The sequence below is a fragment of the Streptomyces scopuliridis genome (assembly GCF_042790125.1).
In the GTDB taxonomy this organism is placed as follows: domain Bacteria; phylum Actinomycetota; class Actinomycetes; order Streptomycetales; family Streptomycetaceae; genus Streptomyces; species Streptomyces scopuliridis_A.
Genome location: NZ_JBHTZS010000013.1, coordinates 149,491 through 167,943 on the forward strand (window position 1 = coordinate 149,491; position 18,453 = coordinate 167,943).

An 18,453-nucleotide genomic window follows, 5' to 3' on the forward strand; every position below is an offset into this window, starting at 1 on the left:
CCGGGGCGGTCACTCGTCGGGGCGCAGGCGCCGTTTGTGCATACGAGTGTCGTGGATGGCACAGTGCGGCGCGGGCAGCAGGTCGCGGGCCCGTTCCAGTCGGCCGCAGCGGGCCGGTCCCGGGCACACGGCCACCCTGATGTGTGTCGCGACGCCTGGCGTGGTGGCGCCTCGGGATCCGTTGAGCAGCCCGCGCGCGTCCCCGGCCTGGCGCAACACGTGGTCCAGGTCGTCGAAGCAGGCCGCCAGTACGGTGGCGTCCGCGCCCGACCGCAGCAGCGTCAGCGCACGCTCGGCCGCCGCCTGGATGCCGGGCAGCCGCCGCACCTGGTCCGACGAGCCGAGCAGGGCGCACAGCGCCGCTGTCCGCTGGGCGAGCGCGGAGCCGTCGGGCTGTACCGTCATGCGTCAAGTATGCCGCAGAACGACTGCGGTTGAGGGTGGTCGCGGCGGTGGCGGAGTCGGCATGGGAGAGTTCGGCAACGTGCGGGATGATCGGGACCGGCTGGTCCGGGCGATCCGTGAGCGCGTCTCGCGGTCCGTGACCGCGGACGGGCGTGTGAACAGGGACGCCGTGTTCGGCGACGAGGCGGATGCCGAACTTCGCGCACTGCTGCGGACCGCCGACATGAGGACGGACATGGAGGCCCGGCACGCGGTCGGCTGGCTCTGCGGCGCCCGCGCGGCGCACGACTCGACGCAGGACTCGACGCACGACTCGGCGGATCACAGCCGCATCCACGGGAGCATGGCCGGAACGCTGCTCTTTCCGGTGTGGATGGTTGATCCACGCCTCGTGCCCCCGGAGTTGGCGGCGAGCTTCGCACATCTCAACCCTGTCACGCGCCCCGACCCTGCGAACGCCGACGGTCCCGCCGAGTGGGCGGCCGAGTGTGCCGCGTTCGTACTCGCCGCGGAGGGGCAGCGGCGCGATCCGCCGCCGGACGCCTCCGAAGACGTCCTCGCGCTCTACGAGTTGGCCGCACGGTACGACGCCATGACACCCTCACGCGAGATAAGCCTCGCCGCCGCGATCGGGTACGGCAGCCTCGCCGTCCTCGCGACACCTGACGACGACCCCACGTTCACGGTCCGGCTGGACGGTCTGTCCTGGGCGTTGACCCTCGCCGGGATGACCTGGCCATTCGGGGACCTGCCCGTCGATCCGGTCCAGTCAGGTCACCGTATCCTCAAGGGCATCCCGAACGACTCCCCGGACCGGCTCCTCGCCCTCAGCGATCTGGGCATCCAACTCCTGGAGCGGTACCGGCAGTCGTACGACCCGGAGGACCTGCACGAATCGGTCGGCATCGCGCGTGACGTACTGGCCCAACTGCCCCCGGACAGCCCGCATCTGGCCCACTGTCTCAGCGTCCTGGGGAGCGCGTTGCTGCTGCTCCTGCAACGAGAAGGAAGCACGGGCGAGGAGTGCGACGAGGTGGTGGATCTCTTCCGCCGGGCCGCTCCCGACGACCCGAAAGGACCGGCGGCGGCGGGCCTCAACCTGGGCATCGCCCTCGTACTGAGGACTCAGCGCACCGGCCGGATCGACGACCTGCACGAGGCGGTCGACGTGCTGACCGAGGCACTCCGAGTGTCCCGGGACTCGGAGCAGAGCGCATCGATAGGCCGAGTCCTGGGCAACGCGCGGCGCGCCCGCTTCACCCTGATCGGCGGCGATCCGGCTGAGCTGGACACGGCGATCACACACTTCTCCGACGCGGCCGCCGCGGCCGCGGAGGCGACGTCTCACACCGCGCCACAGCTACTCGGTCCCGCCATGGCCCGGTACGCCCGGTACGAGCGCGATCCAGAAGGAAACAGGACAGATCTCGCCGAGGCGCTGCGGCTCCTGCGGCAGGCCGTCGCACTCCTGACGCAGGATCACCCGGAGCGGCCCGTGGCTCTCAATGATCTCGGCCAGGTACTGAAGAGCGGCTACGAGCGCTCGGGAAACCCGGACGAGTTGAACGAGGCGGTACGACTTCAGCGGGAGGCGGTGGCACTCACCGCCGATGGGCACGAGATGCTCGGCGTGCGGCTGATCAACTTGGGCATGACGTTGGGGCTGCGGCACCTGCTGACCGATGACGGCGCGGACCTGCGGGACGCTCAGGAGTGCTCGCGCCGGGCGGCGGCGCTGCCCGGTCTGGGCCGCGCGCACCACGCGACGCTGCTGGGCACGGCAGGGATCAGTCTGATGACGAACTTCACACGTGCGGTCAATTCGGACGGTCAACTCGACGAGGCGGTAGGGCTCTTGAGGGAGGCACTCGCCCTCACCCCGGAAGGCGACCCGCTGTTGCCCCGTCGGCGCCACAACCTCGCCGTCGCCCTGATGGCCCGCTGTACGCATACGTACCGGCTCGGCGACGCCCGCGAGGCGCGCAAGCTGGCCGACTCGGTGATCGCGGCGCTGCCCGTGAACTCCCCCGAACTGCCGGGGGCCCTGGCGGTGGCCGCGGGCTCGCGCCTCCTGAGCCCCCGGAACCTGTGGTCATCGTCTGCCCGGAACGAGGCGGCCGCGCTGTTCCGCCGGACGGTCGAGGCCACTCCGCCCAGCCATCCCCGGCGTGCCCTGCGACTCGCGAATCTCGGCCACGCCCTGGTCGTCCGGGGGTCGGGCCGCCGTCGAGCCGACCTGATCAAGGCGGCCGAGGTGTTCCAGGAAGCGGCCTCGCAAAAACATTGCGCACCTTCCCAGCGTCTGGACGCCGCTCGGTCCTGGGGCACGGTCCGGGCGGATCTCGGCGACTGGGCGGGCGCCCTGGACGGCTATACGGTGGCGGTCGACCTGCTGCACTCCGTCGCACCGCGCCATCTCGTCCGCGACGACCAGGAGTTCCTGCTGGGCGGGACCGTCGGGCTGGGTGCCGCGGCGGCGGCCTGCGCGGTGCGCTGCGGCCGGCCCGAGCTGGCGGTGGGACTCCTCGAACAGGCCAGAGGTGTGCTGCTGTCCCACGCCTTCGACACCGACAGCGATCTGACCCGGCTCCGGGAGACCGCCCCGCACCTCGCCGCCCGCTTCGAGGAACTCCGTGAGGCCCTCGACACGACGACCGACAGCCGGGGGCGGGAGTTCCTCGGAGAAGGCCCCCTCGGCGACGCGCACGGACCCTACGGCCCCGACACCCGCGCCGATCTGCGGCAGCGACTGGCCGCCGAATGGCGGGAGTTGACCGGGCGGATCCGCGCCGAGCACCCGGAACTCGGCCTGCTGCGGCCGGTGCGGGAGTGGGACGAGCGGGAACTGCGCGCGGCGGCAGCGGCGGGCCCGGTGGTGCTGGTCAACGTCTCCCCGTACGGCAGCGACGCACTGGTCGTCACCGAGCGCGCCATCGACGCCGTACCGCTCCCCGGGCTGGACCCACGGACGACAGCGGCCCGTCGGCAGGCCCTCCAGGGCGCGCTGTTACGTATCGAGACGCCCGGAGCCTCCCGCACCGAGTCGCTGCGCGCGCAGCGAGTCGTCCGCGACACGCTCGCCTGGCTGTGGCAGACGGTCACCGGCCCCGTCCTCGGCCATCTGGGCATCCCGGCCGCCACCACAGGACCGTTGCCCCGGGTGTGGTGGTCGCCGGGCGGCGCCCTGGGCACCCTGCCACTGCACGCCGCGACGCCCCAGGAGGGTGCGCCCGGTGCGCTGGACCTCGTCGTCTCCTCGTACACACCGACTCTGCGGGCGCTGCACCACGCCAGGCAACGCGTCGCCCGCCCGGCGGGCACCGGCGCGCTCATCGTCGCGGTCGGCGACGCCGACGGTCTCGCGCCACTGCCCGCCGCGCACCGCGAGGCCGAACACCTTGCCCGGCTGCTGCCCGGCCCCGAAGTGCTGACCGGCGCGACCGCCACCCACTCCGCCGTGCTCGCCGCCCTGCCCCGGTACGCGTACGCGCACTTCGCCTGCCACGCCCTGGGGGATCTTGAGCACCCGTCCGGCAGCCGGCTCGTCCTGCACGATCACACCGAACGCCCACTGACCGTCCGCGACCTCGCGCGGCTCCGGCTGCCGTCGGTGCGGCTCGCCTACCTCTCCGCCTGTGACACCCTGCGGACCAGCCCCGAACTCGCCGACGAGGCCGTCCACATCGTCAGCGCCCTCCAGATCGCGGGCTTCCCCCATGTCGTCGGCTCGCTGTGGCACGTCGACGACACGATCGGAGCCGGTGTCGCTCAGGGCGTGTACGAGGCGCTGAGCACGGGCGACGGCGCGCTGGACGTCGGCCGGACAGCCGAAGCCCTGCACATCACCGTACGCGCGCTGCGCGACACGTATCCCCGTACGCCGAGCCTGTGGGCCTGCCAGGTGCACGCGGGTCCCTAGTACTGCAACGGTCTTTTGTGTGACGGTGGGTCGGTTTCTGGTGGTGTGTGGCCTCGTTGTTTGTAGTGGCTGGGGCGTGCCTGGTGTTGTCTGCGGCGGCGTCAGTTGGACCAGTGCAGGACGTGCTCGATGCTCGGGCTGGGCCGGGTGAGCCGGCTCATCAGGTGTCGGAGTTCGGGGAGGCTGAGGGGTATGAGCTGGGAGGATCCGTTTCTGCTTTCCCGGTGTCCAGCTCGCCGGCCCGCAGGACGGTGAGGCAGGCCCAGTGCTGCCGGTCGGGCCGGTGCCAGGGGCGGACTTCGACGCGGGCCCAGTCGAACACGCGCGGGCCGTGGGCGCCGTTGCCGCACGAGCGGCGTTTCCACTTCTGCCGGGACAGTTCCGGGAACAGGTCGCGGACGGGGTGGTCGATGGCCCAGCGTGTGACGACGGTGTCGTGCCGGGTGGTGGCCATGACGTGGAAGCTGTCGGCCTGTTCGAGTTCGTGCCGCCAGCTCTTGCTGTAGCCGTAGGCGGCATCGGCCGTCAAACGGTTGGCTCCGGCCGGTGCGGGTCAGGGCATGCACGGCCTCACAACAGTCTTCTGGCATGGTGCCTGGCCCGGGTGATGGGTCCCGTTGGACCGAAGGAATGGGGCACCTCGCGCAACTGTTGTCCTCTCGTATGAGCGAAACAATTGCAGTAGTGGCGGGCGCATATGGCGGCCCTGAGGTCCTGTCGGTGATCGATGTCGCCGTCCCAGAGCCGAAGCCGAACGAGGTACGGATCACGGTCCGCGCGGCCGGCGTCAATCCCTTCGACTACAAGTCATACAGCGGTGCCTTCGGTGCCGATCCGGAGAGACTGCCGGTGCGGCTCGGTGTCGAGGCGGCGGGCGTGGTGACAGCGGTCGGTGCCGACGCGATCGGTCCCGCAGGTCCGATCGCAGTGGGTGACGAAGTGATCACCTACTCCGCACCGGGTGCCTACGCCGCCGAAATTGTCGTGCCGGCCCCGTCCGTGGTGCCGAAACCTGTCGCCCTGTCCTGGGAGCAGGCCGGCGGGCTGCTGGCCGCCGGGGTCACCGCCGTACACACGCTTGAAGCGATCAACTTGAGCAAGGGCGAGAGGGTGCTGATCCACGGTGCCGCGGGAGGCGTCGGTCTCGTGGCCGTGCAGCTCGCAGTGGCACGCGGCGCGACGGTTGTGGCCACGGCGAGCCGGGCCAAGCACGACCTCCTGCAAGAGCTGGGAGCGATCCCGGTCGTTTACGGGCCGGGACTGGCGGACAGGGTGCGCGCGGTGACGCCGGAGGGCGTGCACGCGGCTGCCGATCTCGTAGGCACCGAGGAGGCGGTAGACGTCTCCGTGGAGCTCGTGCCGGACCGCTTGCGTATCGCCACCATTGCGGGCCACGAGCGCGGGGTTCGCGCGGGAATCAAGCTCCTGGGTGGTGTGCCGGGCGCAGATCCCGGGACCGAGATCCGGGAAGCCGCCCGCCTGCAGCTCACGGAAGCCGCAACAGCCGGCCGCCTGCGCATCGTGATCGCGGACAGCTACCCTCTGCGCGAGGCCGCCACTGCCCACCGCAAGATCATGGCCGGCCACACCACGGGAAAGATCGTCCTGGTTCCGTAACCCGTTCCTGTCCGCACCGTGGAAGCCATGCCGCGAGCGGCCGCCCGCGCAATCACCGACTCGAGTACGAACCGGATCGGGTTCGTGGGCGGTACGCTGACCCGTTTCTCAACCTTCTTGCAAGCTTGCGGTCGGGTGGGCTCGGGGCGCGATGCCGGCGGCTACTGACGCACAAGGAAGCGTTGAGGACCCAGCTAAGGCCGGGTCGCTTTGGCGACTAACGGTGTCAGGTATCGATCCAGCGGTACGACCAACTGCCGCAGGTCATCAGGTGCCCGGTCGAGGTCGAGTTCGTCCAGCGACGCCGTTCGCGTCCGGAGATTACTCGCTTTCAGGGCCTTCCAGACCCTGCTCGCCCACGGGCCGCCAAGGCGGGCGAGAGTGAGCTCTAGCTGGAGGAATCAACGTCCATTTTTTCGTTCTTGGCGCTCCATTCGATCAGTGGATGCAGAACACGCATCAGGCTGGCGCCTTGTTCGGTGGGCCGGTACGTGATCTGGACCGGCGTCGTCGGTACCACGAGCCGCTCAATGAGTTGGTGGCCCTCGAGCTCACGCAAACGCTGGGACAGAAGGTGGTTCGAGATTCCGGGGATCCGCGCTCGGTAGTCGACGAATCGGCGCGCGCCCCGCATCGCCGCCAGAAGCACCGCGGCGCTCCACTTCTTGCCCACGGTCTCGACCGAGCGCTGAAAACTACGGCACACGTCGTCGTCGATGTGTTCGTAGCCCACTTCCGGGCGGCTCTGCCCCGCGGTAGCGGAGGCCTCATCGGGCTGTCGAGGACTGGTCATACGGTCATGATACTAGAGCGTGTCGCTTCTGATGACCTGGTCATGTCCCGTTTGCTGCCTGTGATCATCGCCGTGCAGCCTTGGGCCATGAACGCACACTCGGCCTGTCACAACGCGCAATGAACTACGGGCATGCGCTGAGGTTCGGGCTGCACCTGCCTTCTGACGCCGGCTGCGGGCCCGGCCGGTTGGTCGAAGTGGTCAGCCTGGCCGAGCAGTGGGGACTGGACTTGCTGGTCATCTCGGCCGGAACCGCTGGCGACGATCTCGAACCGTCGACTGTGGCGTCCTGGGTCGCCGGGGCGACGGTCTCTCTCGGACTGGTGCTGGAGGCACGCCCCGCCACCCTCCATCCGGCGATGCTCGCGCGAGCCGTCGCAAACCTGGATCAGCTCACCGAAGGCAGGGTCGAAGTGGCTCTCCAAGCGGGCCCGTCAGCCGCCGCATCCGGGACAGCCGATTCGGTCGCGGCACTTGGCGAAGCGATCGCCGTCGTTCGCGAGCTGTGGAATGTCCTCGACCGTGGCCTCGGCCGGTTCACCGGCCGCTTCTACCGTCTTGCGGGAACTCAGAAGGCCGCGCCCGCGCGCGACGTGCCGATCTCCGTGGACGGCCAGAACCAAGACCTGCTCCGGCTGGTCGGACTGCAGGCTGACGAGTGGTCGACGGGGTGCGACGCCCCCACGCTGACGCAGGGCGACCGCGCAGTCGACGAGGCGGCGCGAGGGGCAGGCCGCGATCCCCGCGAGATCCGCAGACGGGTCACGATCCGCGGTGGCTTCGGCGAGCGGACAGGCAAGTTCACCGGGACCGCCGCGGACTGGGTGAACGACCTGCTGCCACTCGTCGTCGAACACGGGGTGGGCACCATCGTGCTGGACACCGAGGAGCGAGACGTCGCGGCAGGCTTCGCGAGCGAGGTCGCACCGGCCCTGCGGGCGGCCGTGGACGCGGTGCTTCCTCGCGGATGGTCGGGCGCGCGGGTCCGGCGGTCCGGCGTGCTCGCCAGGCGCCGGCCGGGGATCGACTACGAGGGCGCTCCGCCGGGGATGGCCGAGGTCGTTGAGCCCGGTGATCTGGCCTACGCCCGGCTGCGGTCCGGATACCTGCGCGGTGGTGCGCCCGGGATCATCTTGCGGGCGGCGACGAACGAGCAGGTGACACAGGCGCTCGCCTTCGCCCGCCGGCATCCCGGCGTGGCCCTGTCTCGGCGAAGCGCCGGGCACGGGGTCTCCGGCCGCTCCACCAATGACGGCGGGATCGTCATCGACGTTTCACTGATGAATGCGATCGAGGTGCTCGACAGGAAGACACGCCGGGTGCGCATCGGACCGGGTGCGCGCTGGGCCGAGGTGGCGGCCGCACTGGAGCCCTACGGCTGGGCGTTGAGCTCGGGTGATTACGGGGGCGTCGGGGTGGGCGGCCTCACCACGGCGGGGGGCATCGGGTACCTCGCGCGCGGGCACGGTCTGACGATCGACCGCCTGCGGGCCGTGGAGACGGTGCTCGCGGACGGCTCCGTCGTGCGGGCCGGCGATTCGGAGAACCCTGATCTCTTCTGGGCTGTTCGGGGGGGCGGGCGCGAATTTCGGGATCGTCACTGCTTTCGAGTTCGAGGCCGACGACGTAGGTGCGGTCGCTTTCGCCCAGCTCACCCAGGGCGCGAGCGACCTCGAGCGCCACCTCGTCGAGTGGGGCCGGGCGGTCGAGGACTCACCGCGGGACCTCCCCAGCTTCGTCATCGTGCCGCCCCCGCGGGGCGGGCGACCAGCGCTGGCGGTGAGCCGCACCATGGTCGACTCCTCGGACCCGGAGACCGTGCGCGCCCGGCTGGAGCCACTGGCCGCGATCTCTGCGATGTACGCCCAGGACATCGTCATCACCTCCTACGCGGCCGTGATGGACAACGCGAGCGACGACCCACCGGTCTCCCACGGTGAACCGGTCTCACGCAGCGGTCTGCTCCGGCACGTGACCCCGCAGTTCGCCGCGGCGGCAGCTCGCGTGATCCGCAGCGGCGCGATCGGATGGTTCCAGCTCCGCTCGGTCGGCGGCGCCGTCGCCGATGTTCCCGCGGACGCCACGGCCTACGCCCACCGCGACGCGAACTTCTCGCTCGTGGTGATGGGCGGTGCCGACGAGGTGGTCGACAGGGGCTGGGTCCAGCTGAGCCCCATCCTCGATGGCCTCTATATCAGCTTCGAGTCCAGCCTCCGGCCCGAGCGGATCGCCGAGGCCTGGCCCCCACGGACCCTCTCACGTCTGCGTGAGCTGAAGAACGTCTACGACCCGGATGGCGTGTTCGGCGACAACTTCGCTCTCACGCCCGCCGCGAACCACCCCGGAGGAAGCACCCCATGAGCGACTACGGCCACGAACTGTGGTTCGGCAGTTTCATCACCCCCACCGCCAGCCCGCCTCAGGCGCCGGTCGAGCTGGCCCTGACGTCCGAGAGGGCCGGCCTCGTGCTGAGTCTTCCGCTGCGGCCCCCGGCCGTGCTGGCCCGCGCCGCCGCGAGCTTGGACCGGCTGACCAGCGGGCGAGTCGAACTGGGTATCGGCGCGGGCGCGTTCTGGGACGGCATTGTCGCGATGGGAGGCCGCCGGCTCGAGCCGGCCCAGGCCGTTCGGGCGGTGGAGGAGGCCGTGGACGTGATCCGAGGGCTGTGGGCCACCGACGAGACCGGTCCCCTCCGTGTCACGGGGGAGTTCTACACCGCGAACGGCGCGAAGCGCGGGCCGGCGCCCGCCCATCGAATCCCGATCCGCATCGGTGCCTACAAGCCGCGCATGCTCCGGCTGACGGGCAAGATCGCCGACGGTTGGCTGCCCTCCCTGGGATTCCTGCCCAAGGGCCCCGCATCGCTGCGCGCGATGAACGAGCAGATTGACGAGGCCGCCTCCGCCGCCGGCCGCGAGGCCGCAGCGGTCAGCCGATTGCTCAACCTGAGCGGCCGTTTCACGTCCTGCGCCGGCGGCGGGCTGTTCGAGGGGGCTCCCGGCGACTGGGCCGAACAGATCGCCGACCTCGCCCTGCAGTATGGCGTATCCGGGTTCATCCTTGCCTCGGACGAGCCTGCCGACCTGAACCTCTTCGGTCACGAGGTCGCGCCGCGCGCCCGCGAACTCGTCCAGTCCGAACGCGTGACGTGATGCGGTTGGCGCGTGGCGGGCACGGTGACAGAGCTGCGACAGCGGCAGCGCGGGCGGAGTTGTTCGGACGCCGCGAGGAGACCGCGGTTCTCGACGGGCTTCTCTCGCAGGCCCGCGGCGGGAGCGGTGGCGCGCTCGTGTTGTGGGGCGAGCCGGGTATCGGCAAGTCTGCTCTGCTTCGCTACGTGCACGGCCAGGCCGCGGACTTCGTCCGGCTGAGCCACTCGGCCACCCGGCCCGAGTCGGACCTGGCTATCGCGGGGCTGCACGGGCTGCTGCGGCCGCTGGCCGATCGTGTCGAGTTGCTGGCGACGGCCCAGGCTGTTGCTGTGCGTGCCGCGCTCGGGCTGAGCGGTGAGCCGACGGACCGCCTGGTGGTGGGGGCGGCTGTGCTGTCGCTGCTCTGCGGGCTCGCCGAGCGGCAGCCTGTGCTCGTCGTGGTGGACGACGGGCAGTGGCTCGACGAGGCCACCGCGCTGTGCCTGGGGTTCGTTGCTCGACGCGTAGGGGCGCATCCCGTGGTGGTCGTGCTTGCCGATCACAGCGATCCGGCCGTCCGGCCCTGGGAAGGTGTGGCCGACGTGCGGGTCGACGGCTTGAGCGACGAGAGCGCGCGGCAGCTTCTGGCGACCGTGGCGCCGCTCACCGACGAGGCGACGACGCGGAACATGGTCCGGGAGGCCGGGGGCAACCCCTTGGCGCTGCACGAACTGGCCACGCTCGGGGGCGACCTCGACGACGCCGAGCATCGCCGGAAGCGAGGACGACCGCCCGTCGGGCCGCGCCTGCAGCGGGCTTTCCGTGCCGGGATCGAGGCCCTGAGCCCTCCGGCGCAGTTGCTGACCGTGCTCGCGGCGGCCGAGGAACACGGCGACCGGCTCACGGTGCAGCGTGCCGGCCGTGCGTCGGGTGCCGGCGACGCCGCCTGGGAAGAAGTGACCAACACGGGCCTGCTCCACGTGGCGGGCAACCGCGTCGGCTTTCGGCACCCCGTCGTGAGCAGAGCCGTCTACGAGGGCTGCGGTGCCGCGACGAGGCGCCGGGCTCACCGCGCCTTGGCCGCCACGATGCCGGACGAGGCGGAGGAGCGCGCATGGCATCTCGCCGCCATGGCCCATGACCGCGATGAGAACGTCGCGAGGCTCCTCGAACGGACCGCGGCCCGCTCCCGACTCCGCGGGGCCACGAAGACCGCGGCACGGGCGTGGTGGCGGGCCGCCGAACTGTCGGCCGCACCGATCGACGCTTCACAACGCCTTGCCGAGGCGGCCAGGGCTTCCTGGGACGCCGGGTGGGCAGCCACGGCGGAGCGCCTGCTCGATGACGCGGAACGGCTGGCCCCCGGTGCTCACGTCGCCCGGCGGAGCCGGGGTCTGCGGGGGATCATAGAGTTCGCCCGAGGCATGCCCGAAATGGCGCACCACTTCCTGATCAACGACATGAAGCGCATCTCGGAACCGGGAACGGCGCTGGAACTGGGCACGCTGGCCATGCGCGCCGCCTGGTCCGTCGGACGCGGCGACCTGCGGGACACGGCGCTGGAGCTGCTGCTCGAAGGCGACGTCGAGGGCCGGACCGGATTACCCGGCACGCTGGCCTGGTGGAGCGACGACGTGTCTGCCGACGCGGCGCCGGCAGACACCCCCGACCCCGGCGACGCTGCCGCGCGGGCCCGTACGACCATCCTGCCGTTGCTGCCACCGACACCCCTCGCCCTGGCCTGGGGGATCGACAAGCCGATAGTGGATGCGCTGCGCCGCCGATTACCGGACCTGCGGCGGCGCAGCGAGCGCGCTCGACTCGCCATCGTCCTGGCCCAGACCGCGATGCTCGACAACGCTGCCGGCCGCTGGCCGCAATCAGAGTCCTCGGCCACGGAGGGACTGCGGCTGGCCCAGGACCTGGGTGCCGACCACATCGCCTCCCACTGCCGCACCAGCCTGGGCTGGCTCGCCGCCGCGCGTGGTGACGAGCGCGCCGTCGCGGAGGCCACCGCCAGAACACTGGAGACGTCACTCCCGCAGGGCGTCCGCGCGCTGAGCGCGGCCGCGTACTGGAACCGCGGTATGGCCTCGCTGTTTCACGAGCGTCCCGAGGAAGCACTGGACATCCTGGTGCACCTGACCGAGCCGGGCCATGGCGCGGAGCACCCGACCTTCGCGCTCCTGGCCGCTCTCGACACAGCCGAGGCGGCCGTGCGCGTCGGAAGAAGCGACCTCGCGGACGAACGGGTACGGGTGCTCGAAGCTTGGGCGCGGCGCACGGGAGCGCCGTGGGCCCGCTGTGCCGCGCACGTCACGCGCGGGCTCCTCGGAGGCGCCCGGGCCGAGGGTGCCTTCCGGGCCGCACTCGACGTGCCGGGCGCCCGTTCCCACCCGCTGCTCTACGCGCGCGCTCAGTTGTCCTACGGCGAGTGGTTGCGGCGGGGCCGTCGGCGGATCGATGCGCGTGTCCAGATCGGCGCCGCCTTGGAGGCGTTCGACCGGCTCGGGGCCGAGCCGCTGCACAATCGCGCGCAGCGCGAGCAGGACCTCACCGGGCCGCCGGGACGCCGCGGGAGCTCGGACACCAAAGCGGTGAGCCGGCTCACCGCCCAGGAACAGCGAGTCGCCCAGCTGGCCGCAAAACAGCTGACGAATCGCGAGATCGGCGTACAGCTGCGGATCAGCCACCGCACCGTGGGCCACCACCTCGGGAACGTGTTCGCGAAGCTCGGCATCAACACGCGAACCGAGCTGAGCTACATCCACGCCGGTTCCGAGCCGCCGTGAGCGGAGGGAGGCCGCGATGGGGCGGCCGCGCGATGCCTCCGGCGAAACGACGGATTGCCCGCCCGATTCGCTCACAGGCCCTGATTTGTAGCGTCGCTGACGTTGTCCCGCGGACCCACGGCGAAACGCCGGTCGACGCATGACGAGAGGTCACCTCATGCCCACATCCGAAACCCTGCCCCACGCGCGCCACTACATCGACGGGCAGTGGCAGGACACCGGCTCCCGCGGCGAGTCACGCAGCCCCGCGACCAACGGCCTGCTCGGCACCTTCGCCGACGGCGGTGCGCAGGAGGCGAGGTCCGCCGTGGCCGCGGCCCGAAGGGCCTTCGACTCCACCGCCTGGTCCCGCGATCGCCACCGGCGTGCGGCAGCGCTGCACGAACTGGCCGACCGGCTCGAGCACCGCAAGGACGAACTGATCACTCTCCTGGCGCGAGAGAACGGGAAAGTGCTTGCCGAGGCGGCCCTCGAAGTCGAAGGCACCATCCCCAAGCTCCGCTACCACGCGGCGCTTTCCCTCACCGACTACGGCAGGGCCGGGGAAGTGCGGCCCGGCATGTACTCGATGACCCTGCGCGAAGCCGCGGGCGTCGCCGCGGTGATCGTGCCGTGGAACTCACCGGTCATCCTCTCGGCGCGATCCTTCGCACCCGCCCTGGCCGCCGGCTGCACCGTGGTCATGAAGATGCCGGCGCAGACCGGTCTGGTCAACGGAGTGCTGAGCGAGATCATCGCCGACACTCCGAGCCTGGATCCGGGCGTGTTCAACGTCTTCACCGAAAGCGGCAACGCCGGGGCTCCGGAGCTCGTCTCCTCCTCGGATGTCGACGTGGTCAGCTACACCGGCTCCACCGCGGTCGGCCGCGTGATCATGGAACAGGCCGCCCCGACGCTCAAAACGCTGTCCATGGAGCTGGGCGGAAAGACCCCGATGCTCGTCTTCGACGACGCCGACCTGGACGCCGTCGTGCCCGTGCTCGCCAAGGCCATCACCATGTTCGCGGGCCAGTTCTGCATGACGGGCAGTCGGGTACTGGTCCAGCGCGGCGTGGCCGACGAACTCCGGCGGCGGCTCGTCGCCGCCCTCGAAACGGTCCGGGTCGGGCCCGGCGACGACCCCGCCAGCGAGATGGGCGCCATGATCGACGAAAGAAACGCCCAACGGGTCGAACAGACCGTGGCCGCCGCGGCCGACTACGCCACCGTCCTCGTGCGGGGCAAGCGGGATCGGGCGCTCCTCGGCCCGTCCCTGATCGAGGTCGCCGACGTGTCCTCGCCGATCGTGCAGCGCGAAGTGTTCGGGCCGGTCGCCACCTTCGAGATATTCGACTCCGAGGCCGACGCCGTGGCGCGTGCCAACGCCACCGAGTTCGGCCTGGCCGCGAGCATCTGGACCCGTGATGTCGACCGCCCCCTGCGCGTCGGCCGTGAGCTGCAGGCCGGGACCGTTTGGACCAACACCTGGGCCATGGTCCACGACCAGTTCGAGGAAGGCGGCTTCAAACAGTCAGGAGTGGGACGTCTGAACGGCATCCGCGGGATCGAGGAATTCCAGGAGACCAAGCACCTCGTGCATGTGGCACCACAGCTCTGACAGCTCTCGACGGCGGGATGAGAATCGATGACCGAGACGGACGACGTCGGCCCGACCGACGTGACCCTGCTGACCGCGCGCGCTGTGGAGCCTGGCTACGAGCAGCACTTCCGGGAGTGGTTCGGGCGGGTGACCGACACCGCCTCAGCGTTTCCCGGTCACCTGGGGGACGGGTTGTTCCGGCCTCCCACGGCCGCCGGGCCGTGGGTTCTGATCCACCGGTTCCGCGACCACGAGTCCGCGCAGCACTGGACGGCATCACCTGAGCGGGCCGCACTGTTCGACCACTGCGAGGGCCATCATCAGAGCGAGGTGGCGCGTCGCGAACTCTCCGGAATGGAGACCTTGTTCACCACTCCACACGACACGCCTACGATGGCGCCGCCTCGGTGGAAGATGGCGCTCGCCGCCTTCGCGGCCGTACTCCCGATCTCTCTGATCGGCAACGGTCTTCTGGGGCCGGCGCTCAGTGCTTGGCCGCTGCTGGCGCGGGTGCTGATTCTCGCGCTGCTGTTCAGTACGCTGATGACGTATCTGATGATGCCGACTGTGACCCTCGTCCTTCGCCGTTGGCTCTATGCCACCACCTCAACCGCACGCGAGGGACCGACGCGATAACGCAGCCCCCGGGCGGGCCGCGCCGCCTTGCGGCTTCGACGGGGCCCGTTCCCGGCGGCTGAGCACCGTACGAGGACACGGCTCCCGCCCCTCGAGGCTCAGCTCACCGCCCCGGGACACGAGGACGGTGAGCTGACAGGACTTTGCCGTGCCGCGGCTTTCAGCGGGACAGTTCCATCGTCTGACGCAGTAGTTCCAGGGCCTGGTCCACGCCTTGGTCGGCCAGGTGGACGAAGTCGACGAAGACGTGGTCGACGTCCGTCTCGTCTCCCGTACGGAGGATGATGTCCGCGATCTCCGGCACGGTCGACTCCGTGGTGGGGTTGATCCTCAGGATGGCGTCGATGCCGGCCGGGTCGCGGCCTTCGGCCTCGGCGATGCGGCGGACTTCCTGCAGCGGTTGATTGATCACGGTGGCAGGGTCGAATGCGGAACCCCGAACGGGCACCGCAACGGGAAGTACGCCGTCCGCGCGGCGGGCCGCCCGGCGTTGGGAGGCCGGGGCGAAGCCGGACAGGTAGATCGGGGGCCGCGGGCGCTGGAGCGGCTTGGGCCCGATGTGGGCGGCGGGGAAGGCGTAGTGCCTGCCCTCGTGTCGCGCGACGGGCTCGGTGGTCCACACGGCTTCCAGCACGTCCAGACACTCGTCCAGCCGCGCGCCCCGCTCCTGCCAGGGAACGCCCACGCCCTGGTACTCCTCGGGCGACCAGCCGGTTCCGAGGCCGGGAATGAGACGTCCCCCGCTCACCACGTCGACACCGGTCAGCGACCGGGCGAGTAGCAATGGGGAGTACCAGGGTGCGATGAGTGTGGATGTGCCCAGCAGCACTCGTTCGGTGACGCTCGCGGCGACGCTCAGCGCCACGAACGGGTCGAGCATGGTGCGCAGCTGCCACGGAATCGTGTCCGTGCCCATGTAGCCCACGCTCGGATTCACGGCGGCCAGTACGCGGTCACCCACCCACAGGCTGTCGGCACCAAGTTCCTCGGCCTGCCGGGCGAAGCCGGCGAGCTTGTCGAGCTGGTCAGACATCGCGCCGTACTGAGGAAGCGAGAAACCGATGTGCATGTGAACTCCCGGGGAGGCAACGGTCATTTGACCGAAAGAACAGGGAAGCGTCAGCTTGGGCTTTCGGTACGTAGCTGTGCGCGGTGCGACGGATCGACAGAGTCCGCCGCACCGCGCAGATGCTCGTACTGTTCAGGACGGTGTCAGGTCAGGAAGACCGGAGGATTCTCGCCCCGCAGGCGGTAGTCGGGTCGGGGCCGTTCGAGGCGGATCGATTCCAGTACGGTGTACGCGTGGTACTTGGTCTGGGTGGTGGCTCCTGCCAGCCGTTCCCACCAGAGCCGGCCGTCGCTCGTTTCCTTCTCGAGGACGTGGCGGGTGGTGTAGTTCGCCATGGAGCTGATCCAGTTCTCGGTACCGACGAAAATCCTGTCCCAGCCGGTGCCGGTCACGATGTCGGCGAGCGCATCCGAGCGGCTGAACCGCTCGACCGCCGCAGTCGCCCCCTCGAGCACGTCGGCGAAGTACTCCACGCACAGCTTCACCTGCTCGTAGGTGCCGTAATGCATGTGGTGCCCGCCGACGAAGTAGTCGAAGTCGTATTCGAGGATCTGAGACTGAGCCTCGTACCAGCCGGAGATGTTCTGCGAGGCGTCGCAGTGCATGAACGTGACGCTTCCCGGACTGACGATGTCCACGGCTGTGAGCACCTTCTGCTGGGGTGCGAAGATGAAGATGTTGCCGGGGCAGTGGTTCTCTCCCTTGTAGGAGAGCTGCAGGTTCACGCCGCCCACTTCGAGAACGAGTTCGTCGTCGAACGTCCTCGTCGGCAGGGGACGCTTCGGGTCGGGGAAGCGCTCCAGGAGTTCCTTGGTGATGCGGTGGGCGACGATCTCGACGTCGGGACCGAACACGGAGGCCGCGCCGATGTGATCGGCGTGCCAGTGGCTGTAGACGACGTGGGTCACCGGTTGGTCGGTGACGTCCTCGATCGCCGCCAGCATGTTCTCGCCCAGTGTCGGAGGTGCGTCGATGGCGACCACGCCCTCCTCGGTCACCACGAATGCGGCGTCGTAGCCGGCACTGGTGACCCAGTAGAAGCCGCCGCGCAGTTCTTCAACGTGGTAGCCGTACTTCTGGAAGTGCTCGCTCTGGAAATATGGGGGATAATACCCCTCGGGGTCCAACGGGTCGTCCGACCCCGCGCGAGGGAATCCATAGTGGTCGATCCCGTAGAAACTCGGAGTTTCTTCGACGCTGATGGGTATCTGACTGCTCTGGCACATCGACGGGACGCCTCTCTGTGTTCTTGGAAATCTGTTGAACGGGTGGGTCTATCCCGGTGACGTGAATCGAAGGATCGCCTTGGTCACGCGGCCTGAGCCCGCATCCTCGAACGCGGTGTTGATGTCGCCGAAGTCGTAGAGGGACAGCAGTCGGTCGATGGGAAACCGGCCCGCTCGATAGAGCTGGGCAAGATCGTTGATCAGTAGCGACGAGACAGCGTCTCCCTGGATGATGCCCTGAAGCGACTGGCCGAGCGTGAGCCGGCCGGCGTCGAGCATGGCGCCCGCTCCTTCATGGAACGCTACGAAGCCGAATCGGCCCAGCGGTGCCAGGGCGCCGACCCCGGCGTCGAGGTTCTCCGCGCGGCCGCTCGTGTCGAGGACGTACTCCAGACCGCGCTCGTCGACGGCGCGGAGCGCGCCGGTCAGATCCTCGACTTTCCCGGGGTTGACGAGGTGCGTCGCTCCGAGATCGCGGGCCAGCTCGAGGCGGCCGGCGTCGACGTCGACGGCGACGATGGTGGTAGCACCTGCGACATGTGCCGCCATGACCGCCGCCAGGCCCACCGCGCCCACGCCGAAGACCGCGAAGGACGCCCCCGCCGGAACAGCGAGGGCCTTGAGCACGGCCCCCGCGCCCGTCTGCAACCCGCACCCCAGCGGCGCCATGACGTCGAGGGGCAGATCGCGGGGGACCTTGATCGTGTTCCGTTGGTGGGTCAGGGCGTGGGTGGAGAACGAGGACTGGCCGAAGAAGTGACCGTGTGGCTCAGTACCGTGGGCGACGTGGAGACCGTTCGAGCCGTCCAGACGGGCACCTGCGAAGTTGGCTGCCCAGACGTTGTCACAGTAGGCCGCGTGAGAGGACATGCACGGCTTGCAGCGGCCGCACGAGTGGTAGGAGAGGACGACGTGGTCACCGGGCTCGACGGTGGTGACAGCGGCCCCCACGCGTTCGACGACTCCTCCTCCCTCGTGCCCCAGCACCACCGGCAGCGGCGTCGCTATTCGCTGCGCCCGCACGTGAGCATCGGTCGCGCATATTCCGGTCGCGACCATGCGAACGAGTACTTCGTCGGGCCGCGGGTCCTCGATCTCGATGTCGCGAAACTCGAAGGGCCCATCCTGCGCTTCGAGAACGGCGGCGCGCGCGGAGGTGGTCATACGTCGTGAGCCTGCCGCGAAGCGCCGCGAGCGCCATGGTGACAAGGGACTGAAATCATCAACGACTCCCTGATCGGGGTTGTGGGCCTCCGGAACCCTTCAGCGGGTCCGAACCTATGTCG

At 69.9% G+C, this 18,453-nt stretch carries 13 protein-coding genes and 1 pseudogene; 8 read left to right on the forward strand and 6 right to left on the reverse strand.

The features are described 5' to 3' along the window. Window positions 1-9: 9 nt before the first annotated feature. Window positions 10-405: a hypothetical protein gene (locus ACFRKB_RS21405; RefSeq protein WP_383107810.1), complete on the reverse strand. Its 396-nt coding sequence runs from the start codon at window positions 403-405 to the stop codon at window positions 10-12. Window positions 406-466: 61 nt separating this feature from the next. Between ACFRKB_RS21405 and ACFRKB_RS21410 the strand changes: the two genes are divergently transcribed. Beyond that, entirely contained in the window at window positions 467-4,324 is a 3,858-nt protein-coding gene (locus ACFRKB_RS21410; protein WP_383107812.1) for a CHAT domain-containing tetratricopeptide repeat protein, read from the forward strand. Window positions 4,325-4,484: 160 nt separating this feature from the next. Here ACFRKB_RS21410 and ACFRKB_RS21415 read toward each other — a convergent pair. Further along, window positions 4,485-4,853 (reverse strand): annotated as a pseudogene (locus tag ACFRKB_RS21415) (IS701 family transposase); the annotation flags it as partial. A 191-nt stretch (window positions 4,854-5,044) separates the two neighbouring features. Here ACFRKB_RS21415 and ACFRKB_RS21420 point away from each other — a divergent pair. Then, window positions 5,045-5,941, forward strand: a complete 897-nt coding sequence (locus ACFRKB_RS21420) for a quinone oxidoreductase family protein (protein ID WP_463291746.1) — start codon at window positions 5,045-5,047, stop codon at window positions 5,939-5,941. Between the two features lie 388 nt (window positions 5,942-6,329). Here the strand turns inward: ACFRKB_RS21420 and ACFRKB_RS21425 are convergent, their stop codons facing one another. Beyond that, on the reverse strand, window positions 6,330-6,734 hold the full coding sequence (locus tag ACFRKB_RS21425; RefSeq protein WP_383107813.1) for a winged helix-turn-helix transcriptional regulator: 405 nt from the start codon (window positions 6,732-6,734) through the stop codon (window positions 6,330-6,332). 119 nt (window positions 6,735-6,853) lie between these two features. On the opposite strand from ACFRKB_RS21425, the gene ACFRKB_RS21430 reads away from it, so the two are divergent. The 6 genes from ACFRKB_RS21430 to ACFRKB_RS21455 all read left to right on the forward strand — a co-directional run bounded on the left by ACFRKB_RS21430 (window position 6,854) and on the right by ACFRKB_RS21455 (window position 14,872). Beyond that, window positions 6,854-8,674 carry an LLM class flavin-dependent oxidoreductase gene (locus tag ACFRKB_RS21430; protein WP_383107815.1) on the forward strand — a complete coding sequence of 607 codons (1,821 nt, stop codon included), beginning with the start codon at window positions 6,854-6,856 and terminating at the stop codon, window positions 8,672-8,674. Further along, on the forward strand, window positions 8,592-9,095 hold the full coding sequence (locus ACFRKB_RS21435) for a hypothetical protein (protein WP_383107816.1): 504 nt from the start codon (window positions 8,592-8,594) through the stop codon (window positions 9,093-9,095). Before ACFRKB_RS21430 ends, ACFRKB_RS21435 begins: the two co-directional genes overlap by 83 nt. Next, the gene (locus ACFRKB_RS21440; RefSeq protein ID WP_383107817.1) at window positions 9,092-9,886 is read left to right on the forward strand and encodes an LLM class flavin-dependent oxidoreductase; all 795 of its coding nucleotides are present in this window, start codon (window positions 9,092-9,094) and stop codon (window positions 9,884-9,886) included. Before ACFRKB_RS21435 ends, ACFRKB_RS21440 begins: the two co-directional genes overlap by 4 nt. Window positions 9,887-9,945: 59 nt before the next feature. Further along, entirely contained in the window at window positions 9,946-12,657 is a 2,712-nt protein-coding gene (locus tag ACFRKB_RS21445; protein ID WP_383107819.1) for an AAA family ATPase, read from the forward strand. 157 nt (window positions 12,658-12,814) lie between these two features. Beyond that, a complete protein-coding gene (locus tag ACFRKB_RS21450) occupies window positions 12,815-14,254 on the forward strand; it encodes an aldehyde dehydrogenase family protein (RefSeq protein WP_383107820.1) in 1,440 nt (479 codons plus the stop codon). Between the two features lie 27 nt (window positions 14,255-14,281). Beyond that, window positions 14,282-14,872 (forward strand): antibiotic biosynthesis monooxygenase, encoded by a 591-nt coding sequence (locus ACFRKB_RS21455; protein WP_383107821.1) that lies wholly within the window; start codon window positions 14,282-14,284, stop codon window positions 14,870-14,872. 160 nt (window positions 14,873-15,032) lie between these two features. Here the strand turns inward: ACFRKB_RS21455 and ACFRKB_RS21460 are convergent, their stop codons facing one another. The 3 genes from ACFRKB_RS21460 to ACFRKB_RS21470 all read right to left on the reverse strand — a co-directional run bounded on the left by ACFRKB_RS21460 (window position 15,033) and on the right by ACFRKB_RS21470 (window position 18,331). Next, on the reverse strand, window positions 15,033-15,941 hold the full coding sequence (locus ACFRKB_RS21460) for a TIGR03619 family F420-dependent LLM class oxidoreductase (protein ID WP_383107823.1): 909 nt from the start codon (window positions 15,939-15,941) through the stop codon (window positions 15,033-15,035). A gap of 143 nt (window positions 15,942-16,084) precedes the next feature. Continuing rightward, complete coding sequence (locus ACFRKB_RS21465; protein WP_383107824.1) at window positions 16,085-17,167, reverse strand: MBL fold metallo-hydrolase; 1,083 nt, start codon at window positions 17,165-17,167, stop codon at window positions 16,085-16,087. Window positions 17,168-17,215: 48 nt separating this feature from the next. Beyond that, window positions 17,216-18,331: an NAD(P)-dependent alcohol dehydrogenase gene (locus ACFRKB_RS21470; protein WP_383107825.1), complete on the reverse strand. Its 1,116-nt coding sequence runs from the start codon at window positions 18,329-18,331 to the stop codon at window positions 17,216-17,218. Window positions 18,332-18,453: the final 122 nt, after the last annotated feature.